Source organism: Micromonospora sp. NPDC047620 (assembly GCF_043205005.1).
GTDB lineage: Bacteria > Actinomycetota > Actinomycetes > Mycobacteriales > Micromonosporaceae > Micromonospora.
This window is the reverse complement of the sequence record NZ_JBIDDG010000031.1, coordinates 55,995-71,389: the sequence shown is the minus strand read 5'-3', so window position 1 is coordinate 71,389 and position 15,395 is coordinate 55,995. Positions and strand designations below refer to the sequence as shown.

14 protein-coding genes and 1 pseudogene are annotated in these 15,395 nt (G+C 74.5%); 7 read left to right on the top strand and 8 right to left on the bottom strand.

Annotation, left to right across the window (positions count from 1 at the left end; translation table 11 throughout):
• Nucleotides 1-175 precede the first annotated feature (175 nt).
• From ACGF5C_RS28620 to ACGF5C_RS28605, 4 genes are all read right to left on the bottom strand, one after another.
• Complete coding sequence (locus ACGF5C_RS28620) at nt 176-2,665, bottom strand: DNA topoisomerase (ATP-hydrolyzing) subunit A (RefSeq protein ID WP_393306551.1); 2,490 nt, start codon at nt 2,663-2,665, stop codon at nt 176-178.
• Between the two features lie 38 nt (nt 2,666-2,703).
• Nucleotides 2,704-4,761, bottom strand: coding sequence for a DNA topoisomerase IV subunit B (locus tag ACGF5C_RS28615; RefSeq protein WP_350706572.1), 2,058 nt, complete (start codon nt 4,759-4,761; stop codon nt 2,704-2,706).
• 210 nt (nt 4,762-4,971) lie between these two features.
• Nucleotides 4,972-5,682, bottom strand: a complete 711-nt coding sequence (locus ACGF5C_RS28610) for a hypothetical protein (RefSeq protein WP_393306549.1) — start codon at nt 5,680-5,682, stop codon at nt 4,972-4,974.
• The gene (locus ACGF5C_RS28605; RefSeq protein WP_393306547.1) at nt 5,628-6,002 is read right to left on the bottom strand and encodes a hypothetical protein; all 375 of its coding nucleotides are present in this window, start codon (nt 6,000-6,002) and stop codon (nt 5,628-5,630) included. Before ACGF5C_RS28605 ends, ACGF5C_RS28610 begins: the two co-directional genes overlap by 55 nt.
• 156 nt (nt 6,003-6,158) lie before the next feature.
• Between ACGF5C_RS28605 and ACGF5C_RS28600 the strand changes: the two genes are divergently transcribed.
• The gene (locus ACGF5C_RS28600) at nt 6,159-6,707 is read left to right on the top strand and encodes a class I SAM-dependent methyltransferase (protein WP_393306545.1); all 549 of its coding nucleotides are present in this window, start codon (nt 6,159-6,161) and stop codon (nt 6,705-6,707) included.
• Nucleotides 6,708-6,720: 13 nt separating this feature from the next.
• Here ACGF5C_RS28600 and ACGF5C_RS28595 read toward each other — a convergent pair.
• A pseudogene (locus ACGF5C_RS28595) lies at nt 6,721-7,003 on the bottom strand (uridine kinase); the annotation flags it as partial.
• A 92-nt stretch (nt 7,004-7,095) separates the two neighbouring features.
• On the opposite strand from ACGF5C_RS28595, the gene ACGF5C_RS28590 reads away from it, so the two are divergent.
• Nucleotides 7,096-8,355: a hypothetical protein gene (locus tag ACGF5C_RS28590; RefSeq protein ID WP_393306543.1), complete on the top strand. Its 1,260-nt coding sequence runs from the start codon at nt 7,096-7,098 to the stop codon at nt 8,353-8,355.
• Between the two features lie 63 nt (nt 8,356-8,418).
• Here ACGF5C_RS28590 and ACGF5C_RS28585 read toward each other — a convergent pair whose 3' ends face one another.
• Entirely contained in the window at nt 8,419-8,865 is a 447-nt protein-coding gene (locus tag ACGF5C_RS28585; protein ID WP_393306541.1) for an RrF2 family transcriptional regulator, read from the bottom strand.
• A 146-nt stretch (nt 8,866-9,011) separates the two neighbouring features.
• On the opposite strand from ACGF5C_RS28585, the gene ACGF5C_RS28580 reads away from it, so the two are divergent.
• From ACGF5C_RS28580 to ACGF5C_RS28570, 3 genes are all read left to right on the top strand, one after another.
• Entirely contained in the window at nt 9,012-10,247 is a 1,236-nt protein-coding gene (locus ACGF5C_RS28580; RefSeq protein WP_393306559.1) for a globin domain-containing protein, read from the top strand.
• 222 nt (nt 10,248-10,469) lie between these two features.
• Nucleotides 10,470-11,681 (top strand): glycosyltransferase, encoded by a 1,212-nt coding sequence (locus ACGF5C_RS28575; protein ID WP_393306539.1) that lies wholly within the window; start codon nt 10,470-10,472, stop codon nt 11,679-11,681.
• A gap of 90 nt (nt 11,682-11,771) precedes the next feature.
• Nucleotides 11,772-12,635 (top strand): alpha/beta fold hydrolase, encoded by an 864-nt coding sequence (locus ACGF5C_RS28570; protein ID WP_393306537.1) that lies wholly within the window; start codon nt 11,772-11,774, stop codon nt 12,633-12,635.
• 112 nt (nt 12,636-12,747) lie between these two features.
• Here ACGF5C_RS28570 and ACGF5C_RS28565 read toward each other — a convergent pair whose 3' ends face one another.
• Entirely contained in the window at nt 12,748-12,918 is a 171-nt protein-coding gene (locus ACGF5C_RS28565) for a hypothetical protein (protein ID WP_350706584.1), read from the bottom strand.
• Nucleotides 12,919-13,185: 267 nt separating this feature from the next.
• Between ACGF5C_RS28565 and ACGF5C_RS28560 the strand changes: the two genes are divergently transcribed.
• Nucleotides 13,186-13,812 carry a hypothetical protein gene (locus ACGF5C_RS28560; protein WP_357694870.1) on the top strand — a complete coding sequence of 209 codons (627 nt, stop codon included), beginning with the start codon at nt 13,186-13,188 and terminating at the stop codon, nt 13,810-13,812.
• Nucleotides 13,813-13,992: 180 nt separating this feature from the next.
• Entirely contained in the window at nt 13,993-14,358 is a 366-nt protein-coding gene (locus ACGF5C_RS28555; RefSeq protein ID WP_393306535.1) for a hypothetical protein, read from the top strand.
• 75 nt (nt 14,359-14,433) lie between these two features.
• Here the strand turns inward: ACGF5C_RS28555 and ACGF5C_RS28550 are convergent, their stop codons facing one another.
• Nucleotides 14,434-15,354 carry a DUF72 domain-containing protein gene (locus ACGF5C_RS28550; RefSeq protein ID WP_393306533.1) on the bottom strand — a complete coding sequence of 307 codons (921 nt, stop codon included), beginning with the start codon at nt 15,352-15,354 and terminating at the stop codon, nt 14,434-14,436.
• Nucleotides 15,355-15,395: the final 41 nt, after the last annotated feature.

Genomic DNA, 15,395 nt, shown 5'->3' with positions numbered 1-15,395 from the left:
CGGTGGTAGGTGTAGTACTCGGTGAGGTGTTGGGTCGTGGTGGGGGGGTGGGTTGCGGTGCGTGGTGGTGGGGGTGTGGCCCGCCGGGGCCGGGGCCGGGGGGTGGGGGGTGGTGGCGGGGGCGGGGGCGGGGGGGCCCCCCGCCCCCCCGCCCCCCCCCCACGTCCGGGGGGGGTCAGTCGCGTTCGACCTGGTGGCCGACGACGGTCGGGCCGAGCATGACGGCGAAGCCGGAGCCGTCGCGGCGCGGGTCCGCCGCCGGCAGCTCCACCGGCTCGCCGGTGGCGGTCGCGCCCACCGGACGCGACCCGACCCAGGCGACCACCACGTCGGTCTCACCCTTGAGGAAGCGGTGGGCGCGCACCCCGCCGGTCGCCCGCCCCTTCGCCGGGTACGCCTGGAACGGCGTCACCTTCACCGTGGCTCCCGTGGAGGTGACCACCATCGGCTCGCCGTGACCCGGGTCGTCGGTGCGGACCGCGCCGAAGAAGACCACCCGCGCGCCGGCCGGCAGGTTGATGCCCGCCATGCCGCCGCCCTTGAGGCCCTGCGGACGGACCAGCCCGGCGGAGAAGCGCAGCAGCGACGCCTCCGAGGTGACGAAGGTGAGCGTCTCCGCGCCGTCGGTGAGCCAGGTCGCCCCGACCACCTCGTCGCCCTCGCGCAGGCCGATCACCTCGAACTCGTCGGAGCGGACGGGCCACTCCGGCGCGCAGACCTTGACCACGCCCTGCCGGGTGCCCAGCGCCAGCCCCGGGGAGCCCTCGGCCGTCGCCCCCAGCGGCGCCAGCCCGACCACCGTCTCCCCCGGCTCCAGCGGCACCAGCTCGGCGGCCGCCATCCCGCCGCGCAGCGACACCGTCCCGGCCTGCTCGGGCAGCACCGGCAGCGGCAGCACGTCGACCTTGAACGCGCGGCCGGCGCTGGTCACCAGCAGCACCCGGCCCCGGGCGGTGGAGTGGACGACGGCGCGTACGGCGTCGTGCTTGACGCGGCCGTGCCGCCGGCGCCCCTCGGACGCCTCCTCCGACTCCGCCGCAGTCCGGGCGACCAGCCCGGTCGCGGACAGGATCACCTGGCACGGGTCGTCGGCGACCTCCAGCGGGCCGGCCGGCGCGGAGGCCGCCAGCACCTCCTTGAGGTCGCCGTCGACCAGCGTGGTGCGGCGCGGGGCACCGAACTGTTTCACCACCGCCGCCAGCTCGTCGGAGACGACCTTCTTCAGCACCTTCGGGTCGTCGAGGATCGTGGAGAGCTGGGCGATCTCCGTGCGGAGCTTCTCCTGCTCGGCCTCCAGCTCGATCCGGTCGTACTTGGTCAGCCGGCGCAGCGGAGTGTCCAGGATGTAGGTGGCCTGGATCTCGGAGAGCTTGAACTTCTGCATCAGGCCGTCCTTGGCGGCCTGGGCGTCCTCGCTGGCCCGGATCAGCTTGACCACCTTGTCGATGTCGAGCAGGGCGATCAGCAGACCGTCGACCAGGTGCAGCCGCTCCTCGCGCTTGCGGCGGCGGTAGGAGCTGCGCCGGGTCACCACCTCGTAGCGGTGGGCCAGGAAGACCTCCAGCAGCGCCTTCAGCCCGAGGGTCTGCGGCTGCCCGTCGACCAGCACCAGGTTGTTGACGCCGAACGACTGCTCCAGCGGGGTGAGCCGGTAGAGGTCGGCGAGCAGGGCCTGCGGGTTGACCCCGACCTTGCACTCGATGACCAGGCGGGTGCCGCTCTCCCGGTCGGTGAGGTCCTTGACGTCGGCGATGCCGGTGAGCCGCTTGGTCTTGTTGACCTCGTTGGTGATCGCGGCGATGACCTTCTCCGCGCCGACGCCGTACGGCAGCTCGACGACCGTGATCGCCTGCCGGCCCCGGCTGCCCTCCAGCGGGCCGATCTCCACCCGGCCCCGCATGCGGACCACGCCGCGCCCGGTCTCGTACGCACGGCGCACCTCGTCGAGCCCGAGCAGCAGGCCACCGGTGGGCAGATCGGGCCCGGGGACGAACTCCATGAGCTTGTCCAGCGTGGCGTCCGGGTGGTTGATCAGCCAGCGGGCGGCGGAGACCACCTCGCCGAGGTTGTGCGGGATCATGTTCGTCGCCATGCCGACCGCGATCCCCGACGCGCCGTTGACCAGCAGATTGGGGAAGGCGGCGGGCAGCACGGTGGGCTGGGTCAGCGAGCCGTCGTAGTTGGGCTCCACGTCGACCGTGTCCTCGCCCAACTCGCCGACGAGCAGCATGGCCTCCCGCGACATCCGGGCCTCGGTGTAGCGCGCCGCCGCCGGCCCGTCGTCCGGGCTGCCGAAGTTGCCGTGCCCGTCGATGAGCGGAGCGTTGAGCGAGAAGTCCTGGGCGAGCCGGACCATCGCGTCGTAGATCGCGGTGTCGCCGTGCGGATGGTACTTACCCATGACGTCGCCGACGATGCGGGCGGACTTCACGTGCCCCCGGTCGGGGCGGTGCCCCTGCTCGTACATCGACCAGAGGATGCGCCGGTGCACCGGCTTGAGGCCGTCGCGGGCGTCGGGCAGCGCCCGCGAGTGGATCACCGAGAAGGCGTACTCCAGGTAGGAGTCGGAGACCTCGGTGACCAGCGGGTTGTCGAAGACCCGCGCGCCGGCCTGGTCGAAGGCGGACAGGTCCACCTTGGCGCGGTCGTCCTTGCGGCGTGCCATCGGTCAGCTCTCTTCCGGACGGGTGGTGGCGGGCCTGGTCATGCGTCGATCGCCTCGCGGTCGACCCGGTCGGCGGAGTCGATCAGCCAGTTGCGGCGCGGCTCGACCTTCTCTCCCATCAGCAGCTCGAGGATCCGCTCGGCGGCGTCGACGTCGTCGAGGGTGATCCGGCGGACCGCCCGGGTGGCCGGGTTCATCGTGGTCTCCCACAGCTCGTCGGCGTCCATCTCGCCGAGACCCTTGAAGCGCGGGATCGGGGTGACGATCTGCTTGCCGGCCTTTTCCAGCTTGCGGACGGTCGCCTCCATCTCCGCCTGGGTGTAGGTGTAGATCGTCTGCGGGTTGCGCCCCTTCGTGGTGATCTTGTGCAGGGGCGGCATGGCCGCGTAGAGCCGGCCGGCCTCGATCAGCGGCCGCATGTAGCGGGCGAAGAGCGTGATCAGCAGGGTGCGGATGTGAGCGCCGTCCACGTCGGCGTCCGCCATGATCAGCACCCGGCCGTACCGCATGGCCGAGAGGTCGAAGGTGCGGCCGGAGCCGGCGCCGAGCACCTGCACGATGGCGGCGCACTCGGCGTTGTCGAGCACCTGCTGGAGGTTGGCCTTCTGCACGTTGAGGATCTTGCCCCGGATAGGAAGAAGCGCCTGGTATTCGGCAGACCGGGCAAGTCGACCTGTCCCGAGGGCGCTGTCGCCCTCGACGATGAACAGCTCGCTGCGCTCGATGCCCGCCGCGCGGCAGTCGACCAGCTTGGCCGGCATCGACGCGCCCTCCAGGGCGGTCTTGCGCCGGGCGGCGTCCTTCTGCTGCTTCTGGGTCAGCCGCACCCGGGCCGCGTCGACGATCTTCTGCAGGACCGTGCGCGCCTCGGCCTTGGTCCGCCGGTCCTCCAGCCAGGACTTCAGGTGCTGCTCGACCAGCGACTGCATCACCTTGGTGATGCCGGCCGTGGAGAGCTCGTCCTTGGTCTGCGAGGTGAACTGCGGCTCCGGGATCCGGACGTGGACGACCGCCGTCATGCCCTCCAGGACATCGTCCAGGGTGGGCGGGTCCTCCTTGGCCTTCAGCAGGCCACGCGTGTTGCGGACCGCGTCGGCGAGGGTACGCGCCAGGGCCCGCTCGAAGCCCTTGCGGTGGGTGCCGCCGTGGGCGTTGCGGATGGTGTTGGTGAAGCACTCGACGGTGCGCTCGTAGCCGGTGCCCCAGCGGAAGGCCACCTCGACCTCGGCCCGCCGCTGCACGTTGGACTGCATGACCCCGTTGGCGTCGGCGGCGTTCTCCCGGTAGGTGCCCTCGCCGGTGACCAGCAGCGTGCCGGAGACCGGCCGGTCGCCGGCCGGGGCGAGGAACTCCACCATGTCCGTCAGGCCGTTGGGGTAGTGGAAGCGCTCCTCGGTCGGCTCCTCGCCGGTGTGGTCGCGCAGCGTGTAGCTCACGCCGGGGACCAGGAAGGCCGTGTTGCGCAGCTTCATCCGGACGGCGTCCGCGTCCAGCGCGGCGCCGGTCTCGAAGTAGCGCGCGTCGTGCCACCAGCGGATCGAGGTGCCGGTGCGCTGGCCGCGCTTCATCGCGCCGACGATCTGGAGCCCGGGGCCCGGGGTGAAGGCCGCCTCGGGGCCGTCGCCGTCGAAGATTCCCGGCACGCCGTGCCGGAACGACATCGCGTGGATCTTGCCGCCCCGGCGGACCGTGACGTCGAACCGGCGGGACAGGGCGTTGACCGCCGAGGCGCCCACGCCGTGCAGGCCGCCGGAGGTCTTGTAGCCGGAGCCGCCGAACTTGCCGCCGGCGTGCAGCCGGGTCAGCACCAGCTCGACGCCGGAGATGCCGGACTTGGCGTGCACGTCGGTGGGGATGCCCCGCCCGTCGTCGTCGACCTGGACAGAGCCGTCGGCGTGCAGCGTCACCTCGACCTTCGAGGCGTGGCCGGCGACGCCCTCGTCGGTGGAGTTGTCGAGGATCTCGTTGACGAGGTGACCCACGCCACGGCTGTCGGTGGAGCCGATGTACATGCCGGGCCGCTTGCGGACGGCGTCCAGCCCCTCGAGGTGCGTGAGGTCGTCGGCCCCGTACAGGGTCTCAGGCTCTGCGGTCAACTGGTCGTACTCCCAGGTCTCGGCGGTGTGGTGCCGCGTCCGACATCGGCGGTCGGCCGGCGCGCCGCAGCGAGCCTAACCGGGAGATGCGACAGGACGACGGCGCCCCGCAGCAAGGCCCGCACCACGTCGTGTGGTGCGGGCCTCGGCGGCGTCGTCGCGTGCTCTGTCCGGATCCGGCGCCCGGCGGCGCCGTGACCGGTTCGCGGGTCAGCCGGCCGCGGGCGGGTCCACCTGGATAACAAGGGAGCCGTACCCGACGTTCCCGGCACTGTCCACGGCCGCCACGTACAGGGTGTTCGTGCCGTACGCCGGGGTGGTCAGCGTCACGGAGACGGTCTTCCCGGGGTAGCCGAGCGTGGTGCCGGCCTCCGCCTCCTCCGTGGGCGGGCTGGTCCAGCCGTAGCGGAAGGTCACCACGTCGGAGTCGGGCGAGCGGAGCTTGTAGGTGTAGAACTGGCCGGGCGGGGCGGGGTTGGTGACCGGGTCGACGGTCACCGTCGGGGCGTTGTCGTCGACGGTGAACTCGCACCACGCCGACCAGGGGCTGAGCAGGCCGTACGGCGCGGGGTCGGTGCTGCGGGCGCGCCACGCGTACGACTTGCCGCCGCTGACGCCCGTCACGGGCGCCTTGGTGGAGCGGGCGCCGGCGGTCACCGCCGAGCCGGAGGACTTCCCCGCGGCCGACCGGCCGGTGGCGGAGGCCGTGGTCGAGTCCCACATCTCGGCCGGCGCGCTGCGTGCCACCTCGGCCGCCCCGGCCAGCGCCCGCAGCGAGCCGTCGGCGTCACGCCGGACCCGCACGTCGCCGCCGAGGTCGAAGCGGATCTCCCGCAGGGCCGGGTTCGCGGCCGCCTGCGGGGTCTTCACCGTGAGCACATGGGTGAAGCCGGTGTGGGTGGCCCGGAGCACCAGGTCCACCCGGGCAGCACCTCGGGGTAGGTCGCGGCGTCCCCGCTGACCACCGGCGCGGGCAACTCCCCCGGCCAGGCGAGGGTCAGGGACTTCCCACCGCTGGTCAGCGTGGTGGCCGGGCCGTGACCGCCGGCGGAGAACCGCACGTCGGCCGGGGAGACCGCCGGGCGGAAGCCGCCCGCGCCGTCGCGGCGCAGGGTGAGGTCGACGTCGGCCCAGGACCCGTCGCCCTGGCGGACCCGCTGCGGGACGGCGGCGGACTCCGCGACGAAGCCGCCGGAGGGCTTGGCGAAGACCTGGGTGACGGTGCCGGCCCGTAGGCTCACCGGCGGTCGTGCCCGACAGGGGCACCGGGCGCGCGGGGAGACCGGGATGAGCAGAGCGGAGCGGGCGGACCGGCTGTCGGCGGAGTCGCTCGCGGCGGGCGACCCGACCGGCTGGTTCGATCGGCTCTACGTCGAGGCGACGCGGGCGACGCGGTCGTGCCGTGGGACCGGGACGCACCGCACGGGATGCTCGTCGGGTGGACCGCGGAGCGCGGCCTCACCGGAGCGGGTCGACGGGCGGTCGTGGTGGGCTGCGGTTACGGCCGGGACGCCGAGCACGTCGCCGGGCTCGGCTTCGCCACGGTGGCCTTCGACATCTCCCCCACCGCCGTCGGTGCGGCGCGGGAGCGGCACCCGGGCTCACCGGTCGACTACCGGGTCGCCGACCTGTTCGACCCGCCGTCCGGGTGGCGGCACCGCTTCGACCTGGTGGTGGAGAGCATGACGGTCCAGGCGCTGCCGACGCGGCTCCGCGCCGCCGCGACCGCCGGGGTGGCGGCGCTGGTCGCGCCGGGCGGCACGCTGCTGGTGATCGCCGCCGGGCGCGACGACGACGAGGCCCCGCCGGCAGGTCCACCGTGGCCGCTGACCCGCGCCGAGGTCGACGGTTTCGCCGTTGGTGGGCTGACACCCGTCCGGGTCGAGGCCCACGACGACGCCGCGGGCGTCCGCCGCTGGCGCGCCGAGTTCCACCGACCCGCCTGAACACCCGGGCGCCCCGGCCGCGACCCGCCCAGGGGCGCTCGACGTCGTCCAGGCCGGCGCGACGCACGGGCCGGCCGGCGGCGCTGATCCGTTCGGCCAGCTCGTGACCGAAGCTCGTCCTGCCGGCGGCGGTGGCCCATCCACGCCGACCCGCAGCCGCCCGCGTGCGAGGGCGAGGATCCGGCCGGCGATCCGGTCGAGCAGGGCGGCCCGCTCGGGAGCGTCGACGCCGGGAGGGGCTGCTGCCAGGTGGAGGCGGACCCGGGTACCGGGCCGGCGCTCCCGCGTCGGATCATTCTGCGCCAAGCCATTGACGTCCGTCGTATCGAGATGATGGGATCGCGGCCGAGAGGATCTTTCACATTTCGATGGACAGATGGAGGACGTCATGTCCAGGTTCCGTCGTACGACTCTCGCGGCGGCGCTCGCCGTCGCCGCCGCCGCACTGTCGACCGCCGTCGGGCTGCCCGCCCCGGCCGCGGCGGCGCCACCCACCGCCGCGGTCGCCCTCGGCGACAGCTTCATCAGCGGCGAGGGCGCCGGGGCGTACACCCCGGTGGTCGACGTCACCGGGGTCGCCCAGGGCTTCCCGGGTTGGACCGCGCCCAACAGCAACGCGTTCTTCTGTCACCGCTCGGCGAACGCCTCGCTGCACCGGGCGAGCCTGCCGGGCATCCAGGACCGGTTCAACCTCGCGTGCTCCGGCGGCCAGCCGCACGACATCGCCACCGCCTCGTCGGCCCGGGCCGGCGGCCGGCAGGTGGCCGCCCAGCTCGACCAGCTCCGCGCGGTCGGCCGAACCCACGACATCGACCTGGTGCTGCTCGGCCTCGGCTCGAACAACAGCTCGTTCACCTTCGGCGATGTCGCCGAGAAGTGCGCCAACCGGTTCATCGCCGACGCCTGGACCGGCTGGTGGGAGTTCTGGGCCTACCTGGGCGGGCCGGTCGAGCAGGAGCCCTGCACGGACGCCGACCTGGCCACCGCCGCCCAGTGGAGCGCCGCAACCGCGGAGACCACCTCGGCCGTCCGCCAACTGCTCACCACGCTGCGCGAGATCGACGCCGACGGCCAGCACCGGATCGTCTTCCAGGACTACACCAACCCACTGCCGTTCGACCTGGAGCCGAGCTTCCACAGCGAGGACAGCCGGGACGACACCCGGGACAAGTTCCGCGCGCTGGGCGCCGAGCGGTACGCGGCCGGCTGCCCGATCCACCGGGCCAGCCTGCTGCCGGGGCACCGCTTCTCGCAGGGCCTGGGCACCCTGGTGCGGTCCACCCGCGACGCCCTGGCCGCCGAGTTCCCCGGCGCGGACCTGGTCCACCTCAACGTGCAGCGGGCCTTCGACGGCGCCCGGCTCTGCGAGTCCGGGGCCAGCCCGACCGGGGCGCTGGCCACCCCGATCCGGCTCCAGGACAGCCCACCGAACGGCGTCTTCGTCACCAGCCTCGCCGGCAAGGACAAGATCGCCATCCAGCGGATCGCGAACACCTGCGTGAGCTACTTCCAGACCTGCCAGGAGTCCTGGCACCCCAACGCCGCCGGCCACCACGTGCTCGGGCAGTGCCTGACCGGCGCGGCCGCCACCGGCGCCCGCTCCGTGGCCTGCGTCCGTGCCGCCGACGGCTCCGTCACCGTGTCCTGACCCCGACCGCGTCCCGGAACCCCGTGCCGCCCGGCGCGGGGTTCCGCCGCGTCCGCGCCCGGATCAGTCACGTCCCGGGGCGGGGCGGGGCATGCCGAGGGCGAGCAGCACCGGACCTGTCGGGCCGTCGACGAGGCCGCCGAGGGTCACCCCGTCCAGCACGGCAAGGAAGGCGTCACGGGCCCGACGCAGCTCGTCCCGGAGCCGGCAGGCCGCGCGCAGCGAGCAGGCCGGCTCGTCGCAGGACACCACCTCGTCGTCGCCCTCGAACGCCCGGACCACCCGCCCGACCGTGGTTTCGTGGCCGCCCTCGGCGAAGGCGACCCCGCCGGAGCGGCCCCGGATCGTGACCAGCACGCCGAGCCGCTGCAACCGCTGCACCACCTTCGCCACGTGGTTGCGGGGCAGCGCCAGCTGGTCGGCCAGCTCGTCCACGGTCATCCGCCGTGGGTTCGCGGCGGTGAGCATCGCGATCCGCAGCGCCATGTCGGTGGACCGGTTGAGCTTCACGTCCCGACCCTAGCCAGCGCCGACGCGCCCCACCACGGGCCGACGGACGCGATCTGTGATCCACCCGACCCCCGACCCGGGACCTTCGGCCCTAAAGAGGTATCTCGAATTCCTGTTTTGCTGGCGGGGTCCGAGCGGTTCAGCGCATAAGGAGACAAGTCGTGCTCTCGGAGTCCTCAACAGCAGTGGTGACGGCGACCCTGCCCGCCGTGCAGGCGCACGGCGAGGCGATCACCGGCCGGTTCTACCAGCGGATGTTCGACGCCCACCCGGAGCTGCTCGACATCTTCAACCGCGGCAACCAGGCGACCGGGGCGCAGAAGGCCGCGCTCGCCGCCTCCGTGGTCGCGTACGCGGAACACCTGACCGGCGGCAGCGACGCGCCGTGGGGCCCGATCCTGGACCGGATCGCGCACAAGCACGCCTCGCTCGGCATCACCCCCGACCAGTACACGATCGTCGGCCGGCACCTGCTCGCCGCCGTCGGCGAGGTGCTCGGCGACGCGGTCACCCCTGAGGTCGCGGCGGCCTGGGACGAGGTGTACTGGCTGCTGGCCTGTGAGCTGATCGCCCGGGAGGCCCGCCTCTACGTCGGGGCGGGGCTCGCCGAGGGCGCGTCGGTCTGGCGGGACTGGCGGGTCACCGGTCGGGTCACCGAGGCGGTGGACGTCGTCTCGTTCACCCTGGTCCCGGCCGACGGCGGCCCGGTGCCCGCCTTCGTCCCGGGCCAGTACGCCTCGGTCGCCGTCGACCTGGACGAGGGTCGCGGGCAGCAGATCCGCCAGTACAGCCTCTCCGGCCGGCCGGGGGCCGACCACTGGCGGATCACCGTCAAGCGGGTACGCGGCACCGGCGCCGGCCCCGACGGCATGGTCTCCACCTTCCTGCACGAGCACGTGGCCGAGGGCGACACCCTCCGGCTCAGCCCGCCCTTCGGCGAGGTCAGCGCGGTGGCCGGGGAGGGCCCGCTGCTGCTGGTCAGCGCCGGTATCGGGCTGACCCCGGCGATGTCCGCCCTGGAGCACCTGGCAGCCACCGAGCCGCACCGCCCGGTGGTGCTGGTGCACGCCGACCGGGCCGGCGCGGCGCACGCGTTCCGCGGCGAACTGCCACGTCTGCACGCCGCGCTGCCCAACCTGCGCACCGCCCTGTGGTACGAGGACGTCACCGACGCCGAGCTGGCCGGGCTGGCCGCCGAGGTGGCCGGCGGCCGGGTCGACCCCGCGTTGATCCCGCTCTCCCCCGACGCCCACGTGCACCTCTGCGGGCCGCTGCCGTTCATGAACACCGTCCGGGGTGGCCTGCTGCGGCGGGGGGTGCCGGCGGAGCGGATCGCCTACGAGGTGTTCGGCCCGGGCATGCTCCGCGACGACCGGAACTGACCCTCCGCGACCGACCGGCCACCGGCGGTGAGGCGGTTCGCCCCACCACCGGCCGGGTCCGCGCCGCCGGCCGGGCGGCCCGCCGAGAACTCGGCGGGCCGGCGGTTAGGCGACAAGGCCCGGGGTAGGGGACTCCGCATGCGGGTGCGACGGGCTCGCGGGGCGGCACCGTCCGCGGCGCGACCCGTTCCCCGACGACCGGGCCGGCCGATGGAGGAAGACATGCGCATCGCGATGATCTCGGAGCACGCCAGCCCGCTCGCCGTCCTCGGGGAGGCCGGCGGGCGGCACACGCGGGTGGCGGAGCAGGCCGCCGCACTGGTGCGCGAGGGGCACGACGTCCGCGTCTACGTTCGCCGGGAGGCCGCCGCCCAACCCGACACCGTCTCCACTCCGGACGGCTACCAGGTGTGCCACGTGCCGGCCGGGCCGGCGCTGCGGTTGCCCGGGAGTCAGCTGATGCCGCACCTGGGCGAGTTCGGGCGCTGGCTGGCCGGTCAGTGGCGCGACGGCGACTGGACGCCGGACGTGGCGCACGCCCATCACTGGATGAGCGGCCTGGCCACCCTGCACGCCGGCCGGCGCACCGGGGTTCCGGTGGTGCTGACGTACCACTCGCTCGGCACCGTCGAGCGGCGGCAGCAGGGCGCCCGGGACACCAGTCCACCAGGCCGGATCGGCTACGAGCGGGCCCTGGGCCGGGCCGCCGACCGGATCGTCGTGCAGTGCCAGGACGAGATCGGCGAGCTGGTCCGCCTCGGCGTGCCCCGGTCCCGGATGGTGCTGGTCCCCTGCGGGGTCGACCAGGAGGTCTTCCGCCCCGACGGGCCCGTCGCCCCGCGCGACCCGACGCGCCGGCGGATCGTCACCGTCGGCCGGATGGTGGAACGCAAGGGCTTCCAGGACGTCATCCGGGCCCTGCCGGCCGTGCCCGACGCGGAGTGCGTGGTGGTCGGCGGCCCGCCGGCGCGGGTGCTCCCCACGGACGGCTTCGCCCGCCGGCTCCGGGCGCTCGCCGAGTCCTGCGGGGTGGCCGACCGGGTGAAGCTGGTCGGCGCGGTGCCCCGCGCGGAGTTGGCCTGCTGGTACCGCTCGGCCGACCTCCTGGTGGCCGCCCCCTGGTACGAGCCGGTCGGGCTGGCCCCGCTCGAGGGCATGGCCTGCGGCGTACCCGTCGTCGGCTCGGATGTCGGCGGCATCGCCGACACGGTCGTCCACGGCCTCACCGGCGACCTCGTGCCGCCCCGGGACCCCCGGGCGTTGGGTACCGCGATCCGCCGGCTGCTCGCCGACAAGGTCCGCCGCTTCGCGTACGCCACGGCGGCGCTGGACCGGGTCCGCAGCCGGTACTCGTGGAAACGCTGCGCCGAGCAGTTGAGCGCGGTCTACGCCTCCGTCAGCACGGTCGGCCGGACCGCCCCGGCCCTGGCCTGACCGCCGGCGGCACGGCAGGCGGCGACGACGCGGGTGGTCCGCGCCACCCCTCGGTTACCCGCCGGTAGCCTCGGACCGTAGCCTGGGGCGATGAACGCGACGGGGGAATACCGGCAGGAGTTCGTCGAGGTCGACGGGGCCCGGATCGGGCTGCAGGTCTACCCCGAGCCGGACGGCGTCGCCGACGCGCCGCTGGTGCTGGTCTCACCCGCGATGGGGGTGCGCGCACGCTACTACCGGCCGTTCGCCGCCGAGCTGCGCGCCGCCGGCCTCGCCGTGGCGGTGGCCGACCTGCGCGGCACCGGGGAGAGCACGCCGGCGCCGAGCCGCGCCTGCCGCTACGGCTACGCGGAACTCGCCGCCGACGTGGGCGCCGTGCTGGCGGCACTCAAGGCCCGGCGGGACGGTCGGAAGACGGTGCTGCTCGGGCACTCCCTCGGCGGGCAGACCGCGCTGCTGCACCTCGCCGTACACGGCGCCCACGACGTCGACGGGCTGGCTCTGGTCGCCGTCGGCATGCCCTGGTGGCGCAGCTACCCGGGCCTGCGCGGGTACGGCGTCCTGCCGTACACCCAGGGGATCGCGGCGACGGCCCGGCTGCTCGGCGTCTGGCCCGGCTGGGGCTTCGGCGGCCGGCAGGCGCGCGGGGTGATCCGGGACTGGGCGCACACCGCGCGGACCGGCCGCTTCCCGCGCCTGGGCGGGGTGGACGCCGAGGCGGCCGTCCGGGAGCTGCGCAGCCCCGTGCTCGCGGTCAGCGTCGACGACGACCAGTACACGCCGCACGAGACGCTCGACCACCTCTGCGCGAAGCTGGCCGCGGCGCCCGTCGTGCGCGAGCGCTACACCGCGGCGCAGGCCGGCGCCCGGATGGACCACTTCACCTGGGTACGCGCCGCCGCGCCGCTGGCGGACCGGGTGGCCCGCTTCGCCGCGGACCTGCCGGCCCGCTGAGCCGTCCTCGGCCGATCGCCGCGCGCCACGGTCGGGTCGGTCCCGCCGACGTCACGCCGTCGCCCGCACGCCTCCCGGGCGGCGTGCCGCGTGCCCGCCGCCCGGGGCCCGGTCACTCGTCGGTCTCGACGGGCACCATCTCGCCGTCCCGCTCGACGCGGGTCTCGCCGCGCTCGGGTGGCGGCGGCACCTGGGACGTCGTCTTGCGCGGATCGTTGCCCGGGTGCATCAGCACCGCGTCGGTGGAGGCGGTCTTCTCCCGGCTCTCGTCGGGCTGCGACATCCTCTTCCCCTCTCGCTCGGATCGTCCGTCCCGGGATCTACCCGCACCGGCCCCGCCGACTCCTCCCGGCCGCGCCCCGTCGCCGGCGCGACCGCCGTACCCGCCGCCGCCCGGACGGGTCCGCGCCGCGGCGCGGGGCGGCGACGCCACCGGTTCCCGGTCTACCCCGGTATCCGCGTGACCGCGCCCTATCGGCAGGTGACGGACGGGCATAGCCGACCGGGCGGCGGGTATGCCGCAGCGCCCGACACGGTGGAAGGGGATCAGATGTCCGAACGACACACCGCACTGCGCTCGATGCACGATCTGGGCCTGGCGGCCTGGTTCGGGGGCTCCCTGATGGGAGCGTTCGGCGTCAACGGCGCGGCGGCACAGATGAACGACTCGACCCAGCGGTTGCCGATGGCCTCGGCCGGCTGGGCCCGGTGGACGCCGGTGAACGCCGCCGCCATCGGGGCCCACCTCGCGGGCGCCGTCGGCGAACTGGTGACGGAGAGCCCCCGGGTGGCGGCGCAGTCGGGAGTCGCCCGGGTCAGCACCCTGAAGACCGCGCTGACAGTCGGCGCGCTGGCGGTGACCGGCTACAGCCGGTTGCTCGGCATGAAGCTGGAGAAGGCCGGCGGCCCGTCGGTCGAGGGGGTCACCGAACCCAATTCGCAGACGCCGTCGAACGTGGCGTCCTGCCAGCGGAAGATGCGGATGCTCCAGTGGGCGGTGCCCGCGCTGACGGGGGCGCTCATCGTGGTGACCGCGTACATGGGCGAGCAGCAGAAGCCCGGCGAGGTGTTCCGGGGGATGCTCGGACGCGCGGGCGGGCTGCCGAAGGGGATGGGAGCAGTGATGGCGATGGGCGCGGCGGCCAAGAAGAGGCGGATGGCGATGTCCGGTCGCTGACCGGGCGACCTGCCCACCGGCGTCCCGCCGACTCCTCGGCGGCGGGACGCCGCTCCGCGTCCGGGGTCGGGCGGGGCGAGTCCGCCCGGCACGACCCCGCCGGGGCGCCCGCGCAGGAATGACCGGCCCCGGGACGGGCAATCGGGGCCGGTAGCGGCGGACCCGACCAGCGAGGTGACCATGGCGGCAGCAGACGGACGCAGCGGGGGCAGGCGCACACCGGAGTCGATCACCCCGTGGGTGACCAGGGACGGCTTCGACGCGGAACCGCCCTGGGGCACCGGCGAGCACGACCCGATGGACGAGGGAAGTGAGGAGACCGCCGTGCCGGAGGGCCGGCGCGGGGACCGCCGCGCCGGCGAGCCGGCGGGGCCGACCGGGAAGGGGGGCCGGCACGGATTCGGGCCGGTCGAGCCGACCCGTACGCTGCCGGCCGGACCCGGCGCGCCCCCGGACCCGGCGCCGTCCCGGCGGACCTTCCCCGACGCCGCCGACGTCGAGGAGCGGACAGAGGACGCGCTACGGACCAGGGGCCGGCGCTCCTGAGCGACGTGGGCGGCGGCCCGGTACGTCCCGGCCGTCCCCCGGCCTCGGGGGCGCGGCCCGGTCAGGCCCCCGCCGTCAGGAGGGCGACGCCGCTCCCGCCCGCGCCGGGCGGCCCCGCCCCGCCGGTTCGACGCCCAGCAGTTCGGCCAGCCGGTCCGCGTCGCGCTGGGCCTGGTCGCCGCAGCAGTTGTTGAACAGCACGTGCAGCTCGCCGGCCTGCCCGGCCAGCTCGGTCAGCAGCTCCGACCAGCGGCGCAGTTCCTCGTCGCCGTACGCGTAGCGGAACTTCTCCTGCTTGTCCCCGGTCCCCCAGGCGCTGCTGTGCCCGTGGAAGCGGACGACCGCCAGCGCCGCCGTGGCGAACAGGATGGGCGGCACCGACGAGGGGTGCCCCTGCGGCATGTCCACACAGACGAACGACAGGTCGCGCTCCCGCAGGAAACCGAGCGTGTCCAGCGCCGCCGTGCCGTCGAACCAGGATCCGTGGCGCAGCTCGACGGCGACCCGCCACGGCTGGCAACGCTCGGCCAGCTCGGCGATGCGCCGCTCGGCGGCGGCGCCGCGGGCCAGCCACGGCGGGAACTGGAGCAGGACCGCGCCGAGCCGGTCGGCCGCCGCGATCGGGTCGAGCGCCGCCCGGAACCGGTCCCACAGCTCGTCGTACGCGGTCGCCGGCAGGTCCCGGCGCCGGATCCGGCTCGGGCCGTCGGCCGGGCGCAGGTCGCGGGGCAGCGCCGCCACCGGGGTCGGGTGGCCGGTGAAGAGGCTGAACGCCTTGACGTCGAAGGTGAACCCCTCCGGCGTGGCGTCGACCCACCCCTGCGTCGTCTCGGGCACGGGCACGGCGTAGTAGGAGGTGTCGACCTCGACCAGGGGAAACCGCCCGGCGTAGAAGCCGAGCCGGCCGGCCGGGGTGTTCGCCGCGCGCGGGTACCACCCGGAACGCAGCAGCATCTGGTCCGCCCAGGACGACGTGCCCACCTTGATGACACCCATGTGGTTCAGTGGATCGCGGATCGGACTAATCGGCAACCGCT

What these genes read in the sequence shown, in the direction of transcription:
- ACGF5C_RS28620 (WP_393306551.1), bottom strand. Translation starts at nt 2,665, where the DNA reads ATGGCACGCCGCAAGGACGACCGCGCCAAGGTGGACCTGTCCGCCTTC.
- ACGF5C_RS28590 (WP_393306543.1), top strand. Translation starts at nt 7,096, where the DNA reads ATGTCCAGGTTCCGTCGTACGACTCTCGCGGCGGCGCTCGCCGTCGCC.
- ACGF5C_RS28575 (WP_393306539.1), top strand. Translation starts at nt 10,470, where the DNA reads ATGCGCATCGCGATGATCTCGGAGCACGCCAGCCCGCTCGCCGTCCTC.
- ACGF5C_RS28570 (WP_393306537.1), top strand. Translation starts at nt 11,772, where the DNA reads ATGAACGCGACGGGGGAATACCGGCAGGAGTTCGTCGAGGTCGACGGG.
- ACGF5C_RS28565 (WP_350706584.1), bottom strand. Translation starts at nt 12,918, where the DNA reads ATGTCGCAGCCCGACGAGAGCCGGGAGAAGACCGCCTCCACCGACGCG.
- ACGF5C_RS28560 (WP_357694870.1), top strand. Translation starts at nt 13,186, where the DNA reads ATGTCCGAACGACACACCGCACTGCGCTCGATGCACGATCTGGGCCTG.
- ACGF5C_RS28555 (WP_393306535.1), top strand. Translation starts at nt 13,993, where the DNA reads ATGGCGGCAGCAGACGGACGCAGCGGGGGCAGGCGCACACCGGAGTCG.
- ACGF5C_RS28550 (WP_393306533.1), bottom strand. Translation starts at nt 15,354, where the DNA reads ATGGGTGTCATCAAGGTGGGCACGTCGTCCTGGGCGGACCAGATGCTG.